16 protein-coding genes and 1 pseudogene are annotated in these 21,807 nt (G+C 41.9%); 13 read left to right on the forward strand and 4 right to left on the reverse strand.

Translation table 11 applies throughout. From position 1 onward, the window contains the following. Nucleotides 1-795 precede the first annotated feature (795 nt). Nucleotides 796-1,185: a hypothetical protein gene (locus tag ABIB39_RS22990; protein ID WP_354432542.1), complete on the reverse strand. Its 390-nt coding sequence runs from the start codon at nt 1,183-1,185 to the stop codon at nt 796-798. Nucleotides 1,186-1,445: 260 nt separating this feature from the next. On the opposite strand from ABIB39_RS22990, the pseudogene ligD reads away from it, so the two are divergent. The 6 genes and pseudogenes from ligD (at nt 1,446) to ABIB39_RS23020 (ending at nt 5,839) form a co-directional block, all read left to right on the forward strand. Next, nucleotides 1,446-1,963, forward strand: a pseudogene (gene ligD / locus ABIB39_RS22995) (non-homologous end-joining DNA ligase LigD). Between the two features lie 70 nt (nt 1,964-2,033). Next, a complete protein-coding gene (locus tag ABIB39_RS23000; protein ID WP_354432543.1) occupies nt 2,034-3,221 on the forward strand; it encodes an exodeoxyribonuclease VII large subunit in 1,188 nt (395 codons plus the stop codon). 523 nt (nt 3,222-3,744) lie between these two features. Continuing rightward, nucleotides 3,745-4,398, forward strand: coding sequence for a hypothetical protein (locus ABIB39_RS23005; protein ID WP_354432544.1), 654 nt, complete (start codon nt 3,745-3,747; stop codon nt 4,396-4,398). A gap of 68 nt (nt 4,399-4,466) precedes the next feature. Further along, the gene (locus ABIB39_RS23010) at nt 4,467-4,595 is read left to right on the forward strand and encodes a hypothetical protein (protein WP_354432545.1); all 129 of its coding nucleotides are present in this window, start codon (nt 4,467-4,469) and stop codon (nt 4,593-4,595) included. A 4-nt stretch (nt 4,596-4,599) separates the two neighbouring features. Continuing rightward, complete coding sequence (locus tag ABIB39_RS23015) at nt 4,600-4,767, forward strand: hypothetical protein (RefSeq protein ID WP_354432546.1); 168 nt, start codon at nt 4,600-4,602, stop codon at nt 4,765-4,767. 4 nt (nt 4,768-4,771) lie between these two features. After that, nucleotides 4,772-5,839, forward strand: coding sequence for a DUF932 domain-containing protein (locus ABIB39_RS23020; RefSeq protein ID WP_354432547.1), 1,068 nt, complete (start codon nt 4,772-4,774; stop codon nt 5,837-5,839). Between the two features lie 219 nt (nt 5,840-6,058). On the opposite strand, the gene ABIB39_RS23025 is transcribed toward ABIB39_RS23020, so the two are convergent. The 3 genes from ABIB39_RS23025 to ABIB39_RS23035 are packed head-to-tail and all read right to left on the reverse strand — an operon-like array spanning nt 6,059 to nt 12,437. Continuing rightward, nucleotides 6,059-9,700: an SbcC/MukB-like Walker B domain-containing protein gene (locus ABIB39_RS23025; RefSeq protein ID WP_354432548.1), complete on the reverse strand. Its 3,642-nt coding sequence runs from the start codon at nt 9,698-9,700 to the stop codon at nt 6,059-6,061. Further along, nucleotides 9,697-10,923 carry an exonuclease SbcCD subunit D C-terminal domain-containing protein gene (locus ABIB39_RS23030; RefSeq protein WP_354432549.1) on the reverse strand — a complete coding sequence of 409 codons (1,227 nt, stop codon included), beginning with the start codon at nt 10,921-10,923 and terminating at the stop codon, nt 9,697-9,699. Before ABIB39_RS23030 ends, ABIB39_RS23025 begins: the two co-directional genes overlap by 4 nt. Then, the gene (locus ABIB39_RS23035) at nt 10,920-12,437 is read right to left on the reverse strand and encodes an AAA family ATPase (protein ID WP_354432550.1); all 1,518 of its coding nucleotides are present in this window, start codon (nt 12,435-12,437) and stop codon (nt 10,920-10,922) included. Before ABIB39_RS23035 ends, ABIB39_RS23030 begins: the two co-directional genes overlap by 4 nt. 1,533 nt (nt 12,438-13,970) lie before the next feature. Here ABIB39_RS23035 and ABIB39_RS23040 point away from each other — a divergent pair. From ABIB39_RS23040 to ABIB39_RS23070, 7 genes are all read left to right on the forward strand, one after another. Continuing rightward, nucleotides 13,971-14,876, forward strand: coding sequence for a hypothetical protein (locus ABIB39_RS23040; protein WP_354432551.1), 906 nt, complete (start codon nt 13,971-13,973; stop codon nt 14,874-14,876). Nucleotides 14,877-14,878: 2 nt separating this feature from the next. Further along, nucleotides 14,879-15,289, forward strand: a complete 411-nt coding sequence (locus tag ABIB39_RS23045) for a hypothetical protein (protein WP_354432552.1) — start codon at nt 14,879-14,881, stop codon at nt 15,287-15,289. A gap of 34 nt (nt 15,290-15,323) precedes the next feature. Continuing rightward, a complete protein-coding gene (locus ABIB39_RS23050) occupies nt 15,324-16,124 on the forward strand; it encodes a hypothetical protein (RefSeq protein ID WP_354432553.1) in 801 nt (266 codons plus the stop codon). 689 nt (nt 16,125-16,813) lie between these two features. Continuing rightward, nucleotides 16,814-18,325, forward strand: coding sequence for an esterase/lipase family protein (locus ABIB39_RS23055; RefSeq protein WP_354432554.1), 1,512 nt, complete (start codon nt 16,814-16,816; stop codon nt 18,323-18,325). A 232-nt stretch (nt 18,326-18,557) separates the two neighbouring features. Then, nucleotides 18,558-19,952, forward strand: coding sequence for a pentapeptide repeat-containing protein (locus tag ABIB39_RS23060; protein WP_354432555.1), 1,395 nt, complete (start codon nt 18,558-18,560; stop codon nt 19,950-19,952). Nucleotides 19,953-20,342: 390 nt separating this feature from the next. Next, complete coding sequence (locus tag ABIB39_RS23065) at nt 20,343-20,648, forward strand: hypothetical protein (protein WP_354432556.1); 306 nt, start codon at nt 20,343-20,345, stop codon at nt 20,646-20,648. Nucleotides 20,649-21,385: 737 nt separating this feature from the next. Then, nucleotides 21,386-21,807: DUF6443 domain-containing protein (locus ABIB39_RS23070; protein WP_354432557.1), on the forward strand; the 422-nt coding region annotated here is incomplete at its 3' end.

A 21,807-nucleotide genomic window follows, 5' to 3' on the forward strand; every position in this document is an offset into this window, starting at 1 on the left:
GAGCTACAAGACCTTGGCCACATTTTAGTGCCTATTGGTTGGTTAAAACAACCAGATAGTGGTGGTGCTTTGATATCAGTAATCTAATTACTTTTTATTTAGAAGGGCGTTCCTGCATTTCAATATAAACCCATTTGCTTTTTGATTATCTTTTATGAATACATTTGATCTTGTAATAAAGCACTATAATTCCACCTCAGTGAAAATTAAAACAATTCTAACAATTTGCTGCCTGTTAATAACTTGCTATCGTGCAAGCGGTTGAATTCGCGGCACAAGCCAAAAACCCTGGTGGTAATATGAACAGTCATCAGCGACGTTTGGGTCAAAAACTTTGCGAGGCTGCTTCTTTCGAATTGACAAAGGCTCTTGACAGGATCAAAAAATGTAGATCCTTTTATGATATTTTCTCACTCACAGAACTGGTTAAAAAAAACGTTCATTGTTTAGGTGATCTTTGGAGTTATGATACGGCGCTCAGGATAGGGTTAATATGCATCTCTATCCGAGCATGTTTTCGTCCAGAGCGGGGTTGTTAATGGTGTTCGAAAACTTTCAATTGGTGAACGTTCTTATGCCCGGAGTATACCGATAAATTGCTTTCCTAAAGAATTCCAAATCCTCAAGCCTTATCAGGTTGAAAATTTCTTATGAATTTGGGGCAGAGAAGGTGGACTATATTTACCTTAGGATCAAACATACTTTTTATATATTAATTCAGAATCGGTTTGAAAGTTGAGCTTATACAAAAATGCCGGATGTTTCAACCCAGCATTCAGTGATCAATATTTTAAATTAGTTGGAACTTTTAGGATAGTGTAAGACAAACGATGTGCCGATAGCCACAGTCACATCTCCTTCATCCGTTTTGCTACCGTTGTCATCGATTTGATAGTGATACCTGCTATTGGCACCGTTCGGTGAAATAGTTATTAATAAATGATCTCCAGTAGTAATCGTTGTCTTATATGAATAGTTAGTTCCGGTATTCGTGGCACTGGTTAATACTTTTGCTTCTTCTTCGGCAGTCCCCTTGGTTTGCAGGCTGATGACTGTTTTGTAACCATTGGAAGTAGTGCTGAAGGTGACCTCATGATTTGTTACAGGTTTAACGCTGTCTTTTTTACTGCAGCCTGTTGCCAAAACAAGCAATGTTAAAGCTAAAAACGGGATGTTTCTTTTCATTTTTTTAGATAGTAATTACGCCGAGGTACATTCTCACCGTAAATGGGTGCAAAACTATTATTTTGTTTGAGTAAAATGATAATTATTTCACTTTTAAGATTTACTGCTGATCCGTTAATTTACTGTGTCTTACTCTATTCGTTCATTCATTTTGTTGCTGGTACTGTCCGTCTTTAACACCGAATTAATAACTCATTTCCGGCCTGCATAAAAACACCCTGTCAAATAGGTTAACTGATTTCAGTAATCCAGATTATTGTGTGATTGACCTTGACCCGGATAAGCAACACCTTGATCAGATGATTCAAATGGCACTGAAGGTTAAAAAGTCCTTGATGCAATCGAAGTGTCCAGCTGGCCCAAAATATCAGGATCCCCAGGGATGTACATTTATATTTCGCTCGGAGCGAAGTACACTTCTGACCAAAGCCAACTATTTGCAAACATTGTATTTAAGCTTGTTCATAAGCAAGTGCCGGACTTCACAACGCTGGAGCGGATGATCTCTAATCGAAAGGGCAAAATGTATTTAGACTTTTTACAAAACCGACCCGGTGCCACGATCGCAGGGGTTTATTCTTTAAGACCTAAGCCTGGTGCGACGGTATCTATGCCGGTTACATGGGATGAAGTGAAACCAGGTTTAACCATACGTGATTTCACTATTCATAATTCGATTGATCGCTTAAAAGAAACAGGGGATCTTTTTAGTGGCGTTCTCGGTGAAGGAATAGATCTCAAGGATGTTGTTAAAAAAGCCCAATCACTATTTAGCTGACGTTAAATAATATAGCTTTGTTTTCAATTTAAAATGTCGGCTGCAAAGCCATTTTCGTAATTTAGCGGTAATGGCATCCGACAAGAACTCATTAGTAAGCTATTCACCGGCAGCGGTATTGAATTTATTCAATAACGCATTATCTGTCAATGAGACTAAACGTATTGTACAGCTAAAAGGAATATATGTCCAGGGCAAAGGCAATCAATACAGTGGATATTTTTATGATACTTTTAGGGATGAGGCCTCAGATGCAGCAATAACAATATTGGTCCCTCCTTTAATACGGAACGAATTACAGCCCAATAAAACGGTAACCGTTAATGGCTTCGTAACCCGTAGGGTAATCAACACATCCGGCAGCATTCAAATACAACTTACGGTTACTGATCTGGTTGAGCAAACGCAAAATAAATACTGCGGTGATGATCTGAAAAAGATTGAATTGATGCAACGTAAAGCGGTTACTGGTTATCGTGATGTATATAGCTGGCTTAAAGAAAAAATTATACGGGAGAGCCCATTTAAAATCGGGATCATAATTGGAAAAACAGGAATAATTGATAATGATATTAAACACCAGCTTCGGGAGAGTATAGGTTTTTATAATTTAAGTTTTCACCGTATCAATCTAAGTTCGGAGGAAGAGATCATAAGTACACTTGACCGCCTGGAAAATGAAAACTACGGAGTAATTGCGGTATCCCGTGGCGGCGGTGACAACCTGGAGATTTTTAACAGACCTGCAATTTCGGAAAAAGCAGCCGGTTTGCAATCATTGTTTATTACAGCCATTGGGCATAAAGACGACAACACATTACTGCAAAGGGTCGCCGATAAAGGGTTTATTACGCCTTCCGAATTAGGGCAATTTCTTAATGATGTGTACAACGATACCATAGAGGAATTAGAGAACTCCAAAGCCAAATTAATAGAATCTGTAAAAACTCAGCTTACAGCTAATTATCAAAAACAAATTGATAATCTGAATGAAAAATTGAAAGCCAATGAAGAGCTTAGGTTAAAAACAGTTAGTGATTTAGAACAGGTTTACAAAGAAAAGCTAAACGTACTTAACGGCCAGTTAACCGGTGATCAGAAATTACAAACCGATAGAATCAGTCTTTTGAATGAGCAGATAAATACCTATAAAGGTCAAATCACCGAGTTGAAGAATAAAACGTCAGTTAATTGGACGGCGATCATTATTGCGATTATTGTAGGAATAGTGATAGGCTATCTCTTGAAAGGTCATTAATACTTAGCTGCCTCTTTGACCGCGCTTTACCCTATATCTTTTCCCTGAAAAGGTATCCGCTTCCTGGCAGTTTTTCCTTTAATTCCATTCGTTAAACATCCGCTGCTGCATTTTTGCTGCGCTGCAAAAGCATTCGCTTATAATTAAACCTGCTTCCACATCCAATTAAGAGCATCTTTCAGCACTTCACTCGTTTACCCGCGATGCCGGGAAAAGCTTCGCTTGCCTTCACTCTGCACTTAATTTCCTGCTAAAATATCAGATGCTTTCAAGGTGCTATTTTCCAAAGAAAACGGACAAAAGCGGCGTCAAGATCGGTCAGCCCGGTCGTACGAACGCATAATGTCCTCCGCTGGGCTGCGGCCACCCTTCGGGACTTATAGTTCTCCCGCCCAGGCTTTTCGACCGACTTTTTGACTTTCTTTTTTACCGTTTTTTCTTTTGAAAAATAGCTTTTTAAGGAAAGTCTTCGGTAAGAGGGAAACGAAAAAACAAATTTTTAACCCTTTTAAATCATTTAAAAATGAAAACAGCAGAAAAAAATGCAAACGGTGTACAAGGTACAGCAGCAAAAAACAACCAAACCGCAAACAGAGTTGAAAACCGCCCAAGCTTAACAGGAAAGGAAGCCAAAGAAGAAGATGAAAACGTTAAAAATCAAACACCTGCCCAAACTCCGCAAATTGAGGCAACCAAAGCAGCCGAGGTTAAGACAAGTAGCCCCGCTACAGTGGATAACCAACCCGCTAACATTGCGCCTTTTACCACAGGACAGGGATTAGACGATGCACCGAAAGCCGAGCAGGTAAAACAGGATGAGCGGAAAGCCGAACCCGCAAAGATTGAAGAGGTAAGAGCAGAGCCTAAAAAATTCGCTTTGAACTTAGAGCAAACTTTAAAAACCGTTGACGGCTTGCACCGCCTAAGCATTCAACGGATAACGCTGTTATCCCGCATCAAGTTACTGGAAGATTTTGAAGTGAAATTAATTGAAGAAAACGACGAATTGGAAAGTAACCCATATCAGGGGTGCAAGCTGATTATCAAAGACGATAAAGGCAGGGAGTTTATCACCAATACGCCTAACCTCATCCGTATGGTTTCACAGTTCATATTTGATGCCTGCCATGAAAAACTGGCCGACATTGAAGCAAATATTATTTTTCCAAATGCTTAAACAAACTATGCTCCCGGCATATAATCGGGAGCATTTTTTTATGGTTTCACTAAAAAACAGCAAATACCATGTACGAGCAATTTATAGAACTAACCAACCAAATATTTTGGGAGGGTTACGCCGAAAATTTAGCGAAGGAAAACCCCGCAAGGTTTCAATTAGAATTAAGCGATTTTATGAACACCTACCAATATTAAGACGATGGAGGATAAAATCTTTCTACTGGTGAAAGTCACCATAAAAACCGCGCATAGCAACATACACGATGCTATACAGGAACTGCAAACCAAAACGGTTTTACAGGTGAGCAGTACTCCAAATGTGGAGGTAATACAAACAAAAATCATTGAATTGAACACTAAAAAATAACATCATGGCACATCAAATAAATTTCAATCAGAAAACAGGCAAAAACAGCTTTATGAGCGTAAAGGAAAAAGCCTGGCACGGGTTAGGTCAAATTATAGACCGCTACCCAACCAGTAGCGAAGCGATACAACACGCAGGGCTTGATTATATTGTAGAGAAACGCCCCTTATTTACTTATGATACCGCCAATTATTTGGGCGAGAGAAGCGATGATATTATGATCCCTGAAATAACAGTACCGAATTTCTTTGCAACCGTTCGGGCAGATACCGAGCAGGTTTTAGGGGTAGTCGGCAATGATTATGAAGTAGTGCAAAACCGGGATGCATTTTCGTTCTTTGACGCGATTGGAGGCGGTGGCGACGGTATTTTATACGAAACGGCGGGGGCATTAGGTAACGGTGAGCGGGTATTTATAACCGCTAAATTACCCGATTGTATACGTGTAGGTGCTAAGGACTGGATAGAGCAGTATTTATTTTTAACGACCTCACATGATGGATTAGGCAGTATTACCGCAGCTTTTACACCGATCAGGATAGTTTGCAACAATACGCTAAACGCAGCTATGAATAATCATTCAGGGGCGATTAAAATCCGTCATACGGCATCCGCAACCGAGAGGCTGAAACAGGCGCATACTTTAATGGGTATCAGTAAATCATTAGGCAGTGAATTTGAAGGCTTATTTAATCAGTGGGCAAGGGTGCGCATTACCGATGCAGAGGTTAAAAAGTTGATACAGATTGCAATGGCACCTAATAAGGAGGTTTTAGAGAATTTAGCCAAGGGCAAATTAGACCTGCTATCTACACATTACACGAATATTGTAGATAACGTGTTTGAGTATGCTTTAGGAAGCCAGACCCAGCAAATGGACACAACCGCAGGAACGGTATTTGGCGCATATAACAGCGTTACGGGCTATTTCCAAAATGTGCGCAGTTTCAAAAGTGATGAAGCTAAATTTAAATCTATCATGGACGGTACAGCCAGGCAACGGGCACAGACTGCTTTTAATCTTTGCCGTGATTTTGCAACGCAGGGAAGCGAAGCATTGATTTATAACTAATTGCTATTAGAGGGGGAGCGATCCCCCTTATTTCCAAAAATGCCCGGCGGCGGGCTATCGCCCGCCCTAGGAACGCCCCCTGTTTTCTTATTGTTAGATGATCTTTGGTGAAAACAGGGGGCGGTTACATTTAGGAGGATTAATTAAATAATTCTGATATTACAAATCCTCATTTTGTTCTAAACCGTCAATGTCGGTACTTTTAATAGAAGTTTGGGATTAGAGGTGATATAATACACTTCCGTATTCTGTTATTTTTATTTGGCTTTGGCCACCCGGAAGCTTACTTAATTGTATCTGTGTGCCGATCCTTTCTTTAAGCGCCTCCACGTGCGATATGATGCCGATGGTCTTCCCTTTCGCCTGCAAATTCTCGAGTGCTGAAATAGCAATGTCCAGCGTATCCGCGTCAAGCGTGCCGAATCCTTCATCAATAAAAAGTGAGTTAATCTGAACCTTGTGACTGGCCAAGTCAGATAGGCCGAGTGCCAGTGACAGGCTGACCAGGAAGCTTTCACCACCCGAAAGACTGGCTGTCGGCCGCACAACGTCGGCCTGATACCCGTCGATGATCAACAGCTCGAGGTCGTTTTCTTTGCTTTTTAGGATCTGGTACCGGTCGCTCAGTTTTTGCAGGTGCAGGTTCGCCAGGTCGGTCAGCCGGCTTAGGGTGAGCCCTTGCGCGAACCGGTTGAATTTTTTACCATCCCCGGAACCGATCAGCGCATTCAATTTATTCCATCGGACAAATTCAGTCTTTTGAATTTCAATCTGCCGTGCTGTTTCATCGAATTTATCGCGGGTTAGCTGGTCGGCTGTTAATACCTGCTTCAGTTTACCTATCTCCTGGTTCAGCGCTGAGTATTCGAGTTCAACGGCCTCGAGTTTTTCTTGCAATTCGGTGGCGGGTTCGATGATCAGCTCCTTCGCTGCTTCCGCTTTAAGTAAGCTGGAGGTGACGGTCTTTGATTCTTTCAAGGCGGCGATCCTGGTTTCTAATTCTTTGCGTAAACGGCTTAATTCCTGCGCTCTAACTTCAGGCAGAAATAAGGTTTGCAAGGTTTCCTGATTGGGGATGTCTTTTTCATTCAATGCTAATAGCAGAGCTTGTTCCAAGTGTTGTATTTTGCCGGATAGCGCGCGCTGTTCATCATTTTTTTCAGCGATCCAGGCTTCGGTGCCTTCGGTGAGTTGCTTTTGTTGGTTATAGGTTTGATAAGTAGTATCCTTTAATTTATCGTTTGCCGCGATGGCTTGTTCCAGGCGAATGCGTTCTGAGGCCGGGTTCTTGTCACCGAATAACGTGATACGCTCGAGCCGCAGGGTATTTGCCCTTTTGAATTCCTGTTCGTAGGCTTTGGCACTACTTTCGAGTTCGCGGTGCCGTTGCGCCATGCTTTCTTTTAGCCCTGCAAGCTCGGTCAGCAGGGTAGCCTGGTCAAGGCGGCATTGCTGCAGGTCTGTTACGGTCTTCGCATAAGCGACGGCTCTGCTGTAAATAGCCTTTTCGGCCTGTGAGAATTGGCTCGCGTCAAAGCCGATGCCCAGTGTTCCCAGCATTTCGCTAATAGCGGCACGGGTAACCGTTCTTTTTTGTATGGCGTCGTTTATTAAGGCGGTGACCCGCTCCACATGGCCCTTGAACATGTTGATCCGTTCCTGGAGGAGCGCGGATCTTCCATTGGCGGCTTGCAAGTCTTCTCTGGCAGCGTTTTGCTCGATTTCTGCTTGTTGTATTTGCTTCGTAATATTCTTGGCTATCGTCACGATGTTGCTTAAGGCTTCCATCGATTTTTTCTTTTGCGCGATCAACGCGGCGATTGCTTCCGTATCCGGTGTCTCCAGTGTTTGCAGGATGCTGGAAAGTATCTTGGTTAACGCATCATGTTCTTCTTGTTTTACCTTTAAGGTAACTGAAAGGGTATTCAGCGCCAGGCTGTCCTTTTGGAATTGAATATTTAGGCTGTTAACAAGCGCTTCTTGCTGATTTCTTTTTTGTACGGCCGCGCTTACGTCGGCATGGACATGGGTTTCCGCAAAGGGGTGATGTATCGCGCCGCAAAGCGGACATTCCTTACCGTCGGCAAGGTTGTCCCGGTCGGCTTCATATTTTTGGATACGTTCCTGTACTAAAACTAATTCACGGAGATCCGCCAGGTGCTGCCCCGCTGCCGAACTCTTTTTTTCAAACTCGGTTAAGTTAGCGGATTGGGTGATGTGCTCATTTTTGAGCTGCAAAATGAGCGCAGCCAGTTTTTCTTTCTCGGCGCTACTGTCCCTGTAATTAATGGCTAGACGATATTGTTGCTCACCAGCCTGGATGGTCAACGGCAATTGATTCAGCTCAAACTCCAGCTTTTCCTGAGTTTCGGAACCGAGTGTAGTTTTTAAATTGGAGACCAGGCCGGCGATCAGAATTTGTTTTTCCCCGGCCGCTTTCTGCAGTTGCAAGATGCTCGTTTCATTTTGCGCTGCTTTTTGCGCTTCGACAGTTCTGGAGCGGTTATATTCTTCTTTTTCGACAACTAAGCCCGCAACTAGTTTGTCCTGTTCCTCAAAATTGCGGTAAAGCTGCTGGAATGCGGGGAGCTGTTTATCCAGCGTTTTGTCGCTGTCATGTTCGATAAGCCATTGCTCGAGAGCCGTAAGGCGTTCTTGTAACCGGCTGTTCGCATCGGTTTTTTGTTGCTGGCTTATTTTTAAATTTTCTACGAATTCTGCTGCGTTTTCCATTTGCGCCTTTAGCCCGGACACTTGTCCTTCCAGGTTTTCGAGCTGGGTGTCCATTCGCGCAACCTTTTCCAATACAGGGGCTTCATCCCGGAGTTGCTGCTGTACTTTTTCCAAATTCGCGAGGGAAAGCTGTAATGCTTTGTCAGCCTCCAAAACGGCTGCCCTTTGGCCCGGCAGCGCGGTCTCCAGACGGATGAGTTCTGCTTTGATGTTTGCAGATTGATCGCTTATAGTTTTGATCTCGACCACTTGCGGCCTAAAGCCGGTGGCAATTTCGTGGCGTTCCAGTGAATGAAAACCGGACAGGTTTTCTTCAAACTGCCTTTCTTTTGCTAAGAGTTCGGTTGTTTGGATCTCAAGTTGCGCTTTCAATTTTTCAATGGCTGCCAACCAGTTCAAAGCATTGCTTAGCCCCGTCTCTTCCTTTTTTTTGGTTTGCTCAGCTAAGGCAAGCTCCTCAAGATGTAATTGATAAACGTATACCTCCTCGTCGGTTAAAAATACGGTATCGTTTAAACGTTCGTTGAGCGCATCCAATTTTTCTTTCTCCTCACGCTGCCTGGAAAATACGAATATGGAGATCTGTGAATAAATACCGGTTTCGGTTATTTTCTCTAATAACGATCCTCTTTCTTCATCCGTTGCCTTTAAGAACCTGGTAAAATCACCCTGCGAAAGGATCACGGAACGAAGAAACTGCTGATAGTCCAGATCGCAAAGTTCCGCGATCGCCGCCTTGGTCGAAGTGGTGGTGTGCCCGCCAATGAATTCCCCGGTGGCTATTTCGGAGAGCTCCATTTTTTCATCCCGAATAATACCGTCAGCACGATTGCGGCTCCGCCGGATAGACCATTTTGCGCGGTAAGCTTTACCTTTTACCTCGAATTCTACCTCGGCAAAGCTTTCTACAGCATGCCTCGACATCATTTCCTTCGCATCCTTGTCATAGCGGTGGACCTTGCCGTATAAAGCGACGGTAATGGCGTCGAGTATCGTGGTTTTACCAGCGCCGGTGGGACCGGTGATCGCAAAAAGCCCGCTGTCGGTAAAGGGCTTCCGGTCAAAACGGATCTCCCGCTCACCCCTGAGGGAATTGAGGTTAAGAAATTTGACACTTAATATTTTCATGGCTGGCCCTCCTGTTGCTGCATCGCCTCCAGTGCTTCCTGGAAAGTGCTCAGCAGATCGCTGTAGTCCGTTCCAGGAAAGACCGATTCGCATTTCTTAATGAATACGGCGGTCGGGTCAAGATCGCTTAGTGCGGCTGTTGCTTCTGCCAGTTCGTTGAGCTGCTGCGCCGGCCGGATCAATAACTGGCGCGGAAAAAAATGGCCGATAAAAGGTCTTTGCAGTTTAAGCGCTTCTAATTGCTCATGCAAATCCGGTATAAAAGCATTGGTCTCTATTTTCAATTCTACCCAGGTCGGATACGGCGCACCCTCGTCTTCTAGCAACAATACTTGGCCGCGGATGTTGTCGAGCGTGCCGCTGAGCCTGATGAGCCTGCGGCAGCAAGGTATCTTCACTTCGGCGGTCAGTACCGTGCCATCTTCCATAAAATCGATCATAATAACTACCTTACCGTGATCGGATTCCGAGAACGACAGGGGTATCGGCGATCCCGAGTACCGCACGTGGTCCATTTTATTGACCAGTTGCGGACGGTGCAGGTGGCCCAGGGCGATGTAGTTGAATTCAACCGGGAACTGATCCCCGCCGACCTGGCCCAGGTTCCCTACATGAATGTCCTTCACGCCTTCGGAAGTGCTGGCGCCAGCCGCGAACAGATGGCCGGTAGCAATCACGGGCACGTTATTTGATTTATGTAAAGTGATATGTTCCACCAAGTTCCGGTAATGATCGACGATGCCTTTTTTGATGCGTGCTTCGCGTTCTTCACCGGTTTCGCCTGAAATGGAAAGGCGAATATCCCGGTCGCGAAGAAAGGGTACGGCGCAGACCACAAGGCAGAGTTCCTTGTTTTCATCGTAAAGGGGGATAACTTGGTCTTGAATTGGGTCGGGGACGCCGCCGACAATGTGCACATTGAAATACCGGAGCAATTCCTTTGGTGCATTGAGGGTGCTGATCGAATCGTGGTTGCCGCCGATGATGATCACATTTCGGCAACAGGTGTCTTTTACCTGGCTCAAAAATTTATAATATTGTTCCAGCGCAGTGTTGGAGGGTGACCCGGAATCAAAGATATCACCGGCTACGATCAGGACATCTATTTTTTCTGCTGTTAAAGTACCGATGAGCCAGTCTAAAAAGTCCTGGTGTTCTTCGGTGCGGTCGAATTGTTCTAGCTTCCTGCCCAAATGCCAATCCGCCGTATGTAATACCCTCATACTTTAAATGTCTGGTTAAATTTATCGATTTGGTCGAGGTCATTTTTTGCCTTAACTAAATCAGGAATGTCAGGATTAAGGCCAGCAGCCGAATCATGCACCCAATTTGAACTCTCGGTCATTCCTGATTCGACCTCTTTGAGCATTTCTGGCGTAACTAGTAATTTTTTTAACTTCAACGTCGATACGCCGGGCGCGAATCTTTCCACTACACCACATAATAACTTTTCCTCTACCAATCGTTCCCAGGTTTCCCTCAATAACACGTACCAGCCTTTGACAGCAAAAAGGTAGATATCCGCATCGCCGGTCTTTTTAGCTTTTTCAACTTCGACGAGCCTGTTGCGCAAGGCTTTTATTCTTTTATTGACACCAGAAGCAATCCATGGTATATCTTCATAGATCAGTCCTGTAGTATCTTCATTTCTTCTAATAGAAATAGACATGCACTCCACTGCACTTTCGGCCGCTAAGGTGTTCAACCGGGCATAAAAGGCGATGTCGTGGGTGAAGAAAACAACTTGGTTTTGGGTAGAGAATTCGACAAAGCGTTTGGCGATGCGTTCCCGGCGTTCATGATCGAGTGATGAAACCGGGTCGTCAAATACCACGCCGGTATTGTTCGGGTTCATCTGCGCCTCCGTCAGGAAGTCTGCGATGCAGATCGCGCGCTGTTCTCCTTCGCTCAATATTTGGTTGGCTCCATGCCCGCTGACCTGCAATTTTCTAAGGGTTTGCCCTTTTGCGTTTCGCTGCGTAATGTTCACCACTTTCGGTGCTTTCAGCTTGATACATTCGTTATTAAAGATATCGGTATATTTTACTGTTATATATTTGGCGAAAAGTTCGCCTTGTTTGGCAGTCAACCCATTCGTTCTTAATGTGGAAGAGGCGGTATCTGCTTTTGCCGCCCAGGCATGCTGGTTGATGTGTTTTTCGACCTGATCCAATACTTTTGAAAGTACATTTTTATCATTCAATAACGCAATCCCTTTGTCGATCTTCGCAATTTCAGCGCTGGTATCTTTTGCAAGTAAGTCATCAATTTTAACAATGATCCCTGTCAGCAATTCATCAAAGTCAGCGGCAATAGCCTTAAAAGAGACGTAAGCGGCGGCCTCAGCCTTTGTTTCCAGCATCAGCAGCAACGCTTGCTTTGTAGCGCCGAAATCTTTTAAATTTTGCTGCCAAGTAGGAATCAACTGCGGCGAGTTATCCTTAATATAATTGAATACCGTACTGGTTTCATCAAAAACCGGAAAATTCACCTTTTTTAATTTGGCTATGGCTTCGTCAATCTTATCATTAGACTTTTTATAATTTTCTTCTGCGACGCTTTTTAAAAAGTTCCAGTAGGCATCGATCAGTTTTATTTCCGGATCACCCAATGGCTGCAGGCAAAGTAGGCAGTTATCGGCTGTGTTTTCTTTTGCTAATTCAGAATAAGCCTGCGCGGCATGTAAAAAATCCTTCCATTCTTTACTCCCGATCGCTTCAATTTTTGATCCAGCCAAATCATATCGTATGGAGTCCGTAATTTAGAAACATCATATTTTGTAGTGCTTAAAATCTTCCGTAAGCGAACGATATAGACTAGCTAGATCAATATATCTTTTAACAAACGAATTAACACCGGTCCACTTCGCGTGATCTGTGGTAGTATCGCTTGCAACAACCTCCATAGCTTGACGCATTCCAGATAGCTGTGCTTTCAAAACTGTTAACGACATTTAATCCCTTTAAATTTGTTATTTCAGATTATAATTACTCATATCAATTTATCTTGAGTATCATTTATTAAATCTTGAGGAGCACATTCAAATAAAAAATATGTCTGTCTACCAAGATTTAATGTCCAGCAGGTATCACCTCTGCGTACAAGGCAATAAAGGTTACTATTGAGGATACTAGAAACAAGAACATTCCTCCCAGATGAAAGGCATTGCCACTTTTTATACCCATGCTTAAATACATTTCTCTCCCTGTTACTCCTTTTGGTCGTTTAGTTAAAAACCAAATGAACGACAACAAGAACGACCATTGCAATACCGTTATGCTCCAATTAAAAAGCCAAAACAATAACACACTTAAAAATCCAGTTATGAATGTAATGCTCAACCATATGTATGGCCGATCATTAAGCATATAGACAAAGTTGAAACTAATACCAAGGATTGTTTTAAGCAAGTAAGTGAAGATACAAATCCCTGAAATTGTAAGTAAAAAAGTGAACATGAGATTAGGTTATTGATTGAGGTATAGGGCCGATAATTTACAGGAGTAATTTAAAAATTTTAATGTCTCGGCTTTTATTTATTTGTTATATTACTTCTCCTTTTCATTTTTTGCACCAGCACCTCCTTGATTTGTTGCCTTTTGCCTAATGCCATCGTGCTCTCAAATTCGCTTTGCTTTTTTCTCAGTAATGATCTTGCTTAATAACTCCGGTTCGTGCTTTTGCATTAAATAGCCGGCGTTAAATGCCTGAGCAAATTGTCTTCTTCCTGTTCGTTCATGCTGAAAGGGCTTTTGGGAATATTTCTCTAAATAAAGATGAATGGATTGAGTGTTGTAAAAATGTGTGTTTCGGAGAGCTTGGTATTCAATCGTTACGCTTTTTTGGCATAACCTTCTGATTTTTGATATGTTATCAGCTGCACGAGAACCTTGTTTGTAATTAATTGATTTACTTAAACTTACAAAGATTTATTTTCAACGGTATCCTTTTAGGTATTAACCCTTAATAATAATATTTTATAATGTTTTAACTAATTAAACCTGTATTACAAAGATATAGATTTTCAATGTATTTTAACCAAAAACGTATTATCAAAGATAAGTTAACATGCTTAATAGTCAGCTTAAGACCCTATGATAAAAAGAGAAATGGTCAACATCTGCAAGACATCTGTAACGACGGAAGAAAAAATAATTCAAACTTTTATTTTTACTACATTTATGCTAATAAAGGATAATTGTAATAACTAATACCACTATGATAATTACAGTCATTCTCAAGAAGTAAATTATTCCTTAACCTTTATATCATGAAAAAGCACCTTATCATCCTCGCGGTAGCATCTTCGGTTTTTTTCCTGGGCTGCGCCGATTTAAAACACGTTAATAATTTTTCCAATACGGCAGTAAAAACTATTGAGTCGTATAACGATATTGGATACACCTTTACATCGAGCTATTATAACTATACGATGGCCCAGAATGCGTACAACCTATCCGGAGATATTGACAATAATGCCTTGCGGATTCCAACACCATTAACAATTCCTAACGAGCCGGCCACTGCCAACAAAGCTGATATGGCGATAACATTCTATATCACAAGCATCGCCTCATACTTTGAAGCACTAACGCAGTTATCCGATAAGGACCTAGTTAATTATAATTTCGATGTCGTACGTGATAATATTAAGGCAGACCAGGCGCTGAAGAATAAATTGGGTATAACGAGCGACGATAAGGTTGATGCTGCTGCCAGGATTGCAACAGTATTTACAAACAAGCTAATGGGAGCCTACCGAGAAAAAAAGATAAGGCAGGTCATGATAGATTACGATACTGATGTTTCCAAAAGCATCCAGACGTTGATTGATATTCTTAATAACTCTATTCTTCCGTCAATAGATGCGGATAACGGACTAGTAGATACAAAGTACCTGAAAGTGTTGAGTAACCGTAAGGTAGAATTGTCAAAGAAGGCAGAATTAACGAATTCATACAACCACGAGAAGATAAAGCTGGATAAGTATAAGACGCAAGTCCTGCAGTTAGTTAAAGCTTTAACCGCAATCAAGGATGAACATAACAAAACGGTCGTATTGCTTAAAGACAATAAGCTGACGACGAAGGCTGTAATAGATCTTATCAATCAGCATGGTGCGGAAGTCTACCAGCTGTACATCAACATTAAATCTTTAACCACTAATTTTAACTAATCATGGCAGAGCAATATCAACTTAAAACATTGGCAGATACTATGAAAGCATCTGCCTTTGCAATTAATAAAAGAATTCAGGACGAAATAGGAAGCCTATCTGAGGACGCAATTGAGTCCTTAAGTAATGAGTCAAGGGATCTGCTTATCGCCTGCAAAACGTTGTATGAACTCACCGCTATTCAAATTGCAGACGAAGGCCAGGCTGCATTAGAAAAAGTTGAGCAGGCAACCGATAAGCTGAAAAAAGCGATCAAAAGCATAAAAACGGTGCAAAAAGTAATTGATATAACGGCAAAAGTGGTCATGCTTGCCGGAACAATTATATCAGGTAATTATCTTGATATTCCAGAAAAGGTAAAAGGTATTATTGACGAATTGGGCGAAGAGGATCAAACGGAGGATGATGCCTAATGGTCATCCGGTATTTTAACTTAAATACGAATCAATGACAACCACACCACAGGAAGACAAATCCAAAGAAGCTAATAATGAGTTGGTTTTTTCTTACCTTACTTTAAGAAACCTAATAGGGTTTGGCGGAATGCTGCTGCCCATTGCCATTGCGATATTTCCATCCGGCTCGCCGGAGTATAACGGATTTGAACCTTCCATCAGCGATTATTTCTTTACCGACAGGGGGGATATCCTCGTTGTAATGCTTTGTATCATAGGCGCATTCCTTGTTACTTATTACGGATACAGCTGGAAAGAGTGGGCACTTTCAACAGTGGCAGGTATTTGTGGTATAGGTGTCGCATTTGTCCCTACAAAATTTGAATGTTCTGTACCTGCCCTGCAAGATTGCAAATTACCTTCAGGAATGTGCTGCTCACAGTACGCCCATAGTGTACACACCAATAGCGGTGGTGTCTTTAAGTCCATTGCCGGCACAGGTTGGCATTTTGGATTTGCGCTTGTATTCCTCGCAAGCTTGGCTGTAATGTCTCTTTACTTTTTTACATCTCGTGAGAAAAAAATCCCACTTATAAAGGAAAATGGGAAACGCACCCAGAAGGCTAAAAGGAATATTGTTTTTAAAGCTTGTGGCTGGACCATTATCGGTTCATTAGTAATACTTGGTATCTACTTTATTTCTGGGGTTGACCTTAAGCCTTTTCCAATGGTGTATGCCTTTGAAACTTTAGCCGTAGAAGCCTTCGGTTTTTCATGGCTGGTAAAAGGACAGACGCTTTGGCCAGACGGGGAACATTACTTAAAAAGAGGTTTACGTGAGCTAAAAAGATAAAGCGCCAACTATACTAAGTTGTACCATGAAAAAAAGCACTAGTATATTTTAACCGTAATAGCAATATTCACAATAGTGCCGCAGGGATAATTGGTTACCTGGCTTGTAAAGCTTTAAGGGACGCCTTTACGTTTATGGCCGGCGTTGCAGTCTTTAACTTTTTTCTTTTCAAAGTGCTTACGGCATGGCTGTTCATCAATTTTACAATTAAAGCAGAGGCTTAAGTGTTAATGGGGCTGAGGGAGAATACGCGAATCTGTTAAAGGTACTGCAGGCATTGCGGGTATCTTTAGGTTAATTTTACAACGTGAAAAGGTTTTGAAATGCCGCTTGGCGAACAGCGCAACTGAAGTGTGTCTCTGAGCGTGCATTATTTACCCGTTTAGCTACTAAACCCCACCTTTGCACGTTTCGATGATCCTGAAATTCTCACGTGGATCACCATTGAGCCAAATGCAGAATGTACTTAACTATTGCGTAAGGATCAAACTCAACACGTTGCTATGAAGAAAATAGCTGCTTTGTTTTGGTAGGTATACCAATATGGCTTCAGAAGTAAGCATTCAGTATTGTCATTGTTCCGTTAACAGGCGGAAGAATAAAATGAAAGCAGATGAGCATTAATATTGCTTTTGTAGTTTTAGTGTTTTATATTTACCTGAATTGCAACAACCTAACCTTATTATTTTATGCCTGCATTCACTATCCGTGCGCCCTTTTACCCGATCGTTTACGTTCGGGGTTACGCCATGACATCCTCCGAGAGAGAAGATACTTTTCACGACGCTTATTATGGGTTTTCCGCAAATTCTGTAGAAAAAAGGGAAGCATCTCCGGAAAATGGTTACCGGATCGCCGATATTTTTGAGGGGCAAATGATCCGGTTTATGAAACTGCGCGATTATGGTTACGCAGATTCCGTTAACCATGGCTTGCGCGACTTTCATGACAATCCGTCAAGAAGTATCTGGGTATGCCGGTTTTACGATGAGGATTTTATACAGGGGAAAGCCAGGGCGATAACGGACCATGCCAGGGATCTGGCGAAAATGATAACGGAGACCATCCCGAGGAAGCTTGCTGAGGCCGGTGTGGTAAACCTTGAAAGTGATTATAAAGTAATTTTAATCGCGCATTCGATGGGCGGGCTGGTCTGCAGAACCCTTATTCAAAATATTCTTCCTTCTCTGAAATCTACGAGCTCGCTGTTGCCTAAGGACCGCATTAATGACCCGAATTCGCTTATTCACCGTTTGGTGACCATTGGCACGCCACACAATGGAATAGATCTTGGAAATATACCCAACTGGTTCGAAAATTCGATTGTATCGGCTTTAAATCCGTTTAATTCCTCGATATTCAAGCCGGCCACCATGCGAAAATATTTGAACCTGGAACCCGGTGAACCGGTGAATAGTTTGGGTAAAAGCGGGTTTCCGATTGATAAATGCCTTTGCGTGGTTGGAAGCGACCATCAATCTTATAGTCTTGTCAAGAACCTGACGGGCGGACACAGTGATGGGCTGGTCAAACAAAATAACGCTTATGTGGTAGAAGGGGGGACTTTAAAGCACGCCTACACCGCTAATGTTCACCGTGCACATTCCGGTGTAAGGGGAATAGTAAACAGTTATGAATCCTTTGAAAATGTGCAGCGCTTCCTGTTTGGCGACCTGAAGATCGTTATCACACTGGAAAATGTACAGATGAACACGATTGTGAAGCCAGGGTCAGATTATTTTTATGATTTTGAGTTCACGTTGTCCATACGTGGTACGGGTGTTTACCTGCACAGGCGCGAGCAGGATCCTTGTGAGAACGCTTTCAGAATAGAATATAGTCAGGTGCCCCCTAAAATTGATCTGCATACCGTGTTTTTAAATTCCTCTTTCAATCTCGACCCCATAGATGCATTCTCGTATTTTATTATGAAGGTCCGGGTGGCAGAATACCGGATTGAGAAAAATATGCTGTGGGACTACAAATATCCGTCCCGGGAAATCTATGCGGAGAGCCTGGAGATAAAGGTTAGGAAGGACGAAGCGCAAAACTACCAGGCCGGTTACCGCTGGCTATCAGATATGGATTGGGTAATGCTTAATACAACGACTAATAGTGAGTTTGCCATTCCACTTCGAAATGCACCATCGGTCAGTGGCAGTCTGGTATTGCATGCATCGCTGTGGGATGCGCAAAAGTAATGGGCGCAAAGATGCAAATCGATAGAACACTGAAAATGGTGCTTTTATATCTTCTGGTATTCTTGTGCATTTTTTTTACCAACGGAATCAGTTATAAACCATTTTTTTAATCTGACCGGCTAGATTTATTTTCCTAACCTTCAAGGATGAAAAAATAAGCTGAATTGCAAATGTCTATTAAATTTTGTAAGGTCTTAAAGGCTAGTACCATTATGAAGAAAGGGATTTATAAATGAAAGCGCTTTTATTGATAGCTTTAAGCAGTTGCCTGCAACATTTGAGGCCGGACGCCTTGGATACTGGTCATGTACGCTCAACTTCAGACCGGGTATCGGTGTTTGTTAATAAGGAAAGGGCAACTATTGGTACTCAGTTTGACTTATCGGGCAAGACCGTTTATATCAAAAATGGTAAGCCTTACCATGAACAAAATAAGAACTTGTCTTATAACCGGTTATCCTTTGAAAAGATAAGTTTCACGAAGTCTTTATTCCCAGACACCGTCGATTTTCATTATTGTGATTTTCTGGGCGAAGCAAAGTTTGTTGAAACTATATTTGAGAAGCCAGCATTATTTCATGCCAGCAGATTCGATAAATTAAACAACTTCACGCGGGCACATTTCAGAGGAAGTCTGTTTATGAACTTTCTTAACCTGAAGGATTCCGCCAGCTTTATTTATTACCAGACCGAACTGCCTGACTTTATTGATTTTTCAAATAATAATCAGATTCCGAAACTCATTGACCTGACGATAGCCAATTTTGAAAATACAAAATTATATCAGCCCGTCTCCAGGCGATGGCATTATATTAATCTATATTACACTGAGATGCCCAAGGTGAAGATAGATTACCAGCATTTCAGGCTTTGCTTTTATAAGAACTTTTTTATGAGTGATCCTAATTTGAAGGTAGTACGGCACGGAAAGCGAATACGCGTTCTGGTTAAGGGTAGGCTGGTAGACACCACTGAACTGGCTGAAAACAGTTATTTCCGGGAATATATTGGTAAAATTATTCCTCAATCTGTACAACCTGCGGATCCGAACTCTTTTTGGCAAGCGATCAGTCCGTTTTCAGTTGGTCAGTATCCTGTGATATCTATTTTTATGCGGGAGTGTTTGGCCAGAGACTGCTTTCCAAAGCCGCTTTCCGAAGAGGAAGTTTCTTCGATGTACGAAAAGGTATTGAAAAATTTCGAGGGTGAAGGTCAGCGAACTAGTTATAAAACGTTGGATATTGAATATAAAACTTATCGTGGTGACTGGTTGGCCCATTATTGGAATTGTTATGGATATCATAAGGAATGGGTATTTTACTGGGCCGGAATATTCATGTTTATTTTTACTTGTATTACCGTATTTAAGCTAAAAGCGCTTAACGAGATCTACCGGTTCTCCTACATCGACGTTGCTGTAACAAAACTAAAACCCAAAAAAAGCTGTGCAGGTCAGTTAAAGGGCTGGGGTTATGCGTTCGTGTACACAGCATCTATCTTTTTTCCGTTGAGCTTGGAATTTAAATCTCTTCAGCTGAAAAATCTTTGGGTTGTATACGTATTACTTGTCTACGTAATTGGGGTGCTTTGTTTGGGTTACATGGCCGGTTTTATTTTGCAAAAATGAGGATTTATCTTAAATAGTGTTGCAGGTCTTTTAATTGAACAATTCGTTTTCCGGATAAGAGTTTGATGCGGTGGGCTGTCCCTACCGGACGTGCAGTACGCTGCTTTATCTTAAGATGGTCTCAAGCTGTCGGTATAGGCCATGAATAAAGTGACCCAAAAAGGTTTAGGTGTATTCAACGTAATTCAAAAACCTGAATTTCAGTAAAAGCGGTTACATATTACGCGGTTAAATCTGAGTTGTCAGGTGATTTGCGCTGAATTTAAATTTTAGGATAAACATTTTCCTTCCGGTTGTTGAAAAACTGAAAATCAGGTGTTTATACGTATTTTTTTTATAATTTATTTTATTTAATTTTATAATGTTACCCCCTGGTAAAACCTAATTCTTATGAAAAGACTGAAATTTTCACTTGCATTTTTGGCGTTTTTCGCCGTTAATCACGTCGCTAATGCGGCTTTTTCCCTGCAAAAACCAAATCCTAAGCAGATTAAAGATTCCGTTCTTAAGGTTGAAAAATCTTCTGTTCAAAAAGAAAAAATTTTGGTAAAAGATTCGCTGCCGAGAGTGACCGGCATTACCCTGGTACGTGCGGTAACAGATACGAACCCGGATACTGCGGATGTGGAGGCAAGTGATAAGATATACAATAAACAACAGCATAAAGGCAACGGTCAGCTATTATTAAGTTCTTGATTCCGGTGCAAGGTAAAAAGCGCTCAATCTACGTTCCCGTTAAAGAACAAACTAGGGGGCGGTGATTGGTTATGTTCGGATGTTAATTAAAAGAGCGTACCCCTAATATTTAATTCCGATTATTAAAAAAGACGTAGATGATAAACAACAAAGTCCCCTGCATCCGGCTTATAACTTCAACGTCGATTGCTGACACTCCTCAAGAACTGATCGAAAGGTTTTTTTCTGTAGTTTGACAATAACTTGTAAGGTCAATTAGGTAAAGTCTATATTGATACTCCTTAAATAAGTTGAGGGGCGGGATATTTACAATAACAAAGTTATTGTGAATATGTTACATTGGTTCATATGGCATATACCATTTAAAGTCATAGCTTAATCAATAGACATCTGTTATACAAACATAATTTTAGTACCACCTTTGTTATATTTGAAATAATTAATATATTAGCAGGTACCTTAACAATACACAATTATGCCGTTTTTACTTAGTACTCAAATATTATCAAATACATTTTCTTTGCAAAGTTTTTGTAATAGAATTTTACTTACATCAACAGACGCATCAGGAACAGTTATCAGCCTCAACGAATACCAATGCGACAGCGGCACTTAATGCCGTACCAGTCAATAGTTGTACAACCCGTTATGTAGGACTATCAAAAGGCACAGGTTATTTACTATTTGCTCAGATGGATTAATCCAACACCTACCAGCACCTACCAGCACCTACCACAATGAACACTAAGCTAAAAGCAATAACGAGCAGTTTTTGCACCCTGATAGCCTTTACGACTATACAAAACAGCGCAGCCCAGTCATTATACCAGAATTATATCCAGACGCGTGAGCCACGCCGAGAAATCAAAACGGAAACCAAGCTCAATACGCTTACCCCAAATAAGGACAGCGTGATGCATACCCTACAATACTTTGACGGGCTGGGAAGGCCCAGCCAGACAATCGAGGTGCAGGGCTCCACGATCGGCGGGGATGTGGTGCATCCGGTAGCCTACGACCAGTTTGGCCGGGAGGCTACTAAATACATGCCATATGCGATCGGTAATACGACCAACAATGGCGCCTATCGCATAGATGCGCTGACGCCGGGTGCCGGTGTGTTTTATTATTATAATCCATCAGCAGGAAACACAAATCC

The sequence above is a fragment of the Mucilaginibacter sp. UYP27 genome, from assembly GCF_040547175.1.
Lineage (GTDB): Bacteria > Bacteroidota > Bacteroidia > Sphingobacteriales > Sphingobacteriaceae > Mucilaginibacter.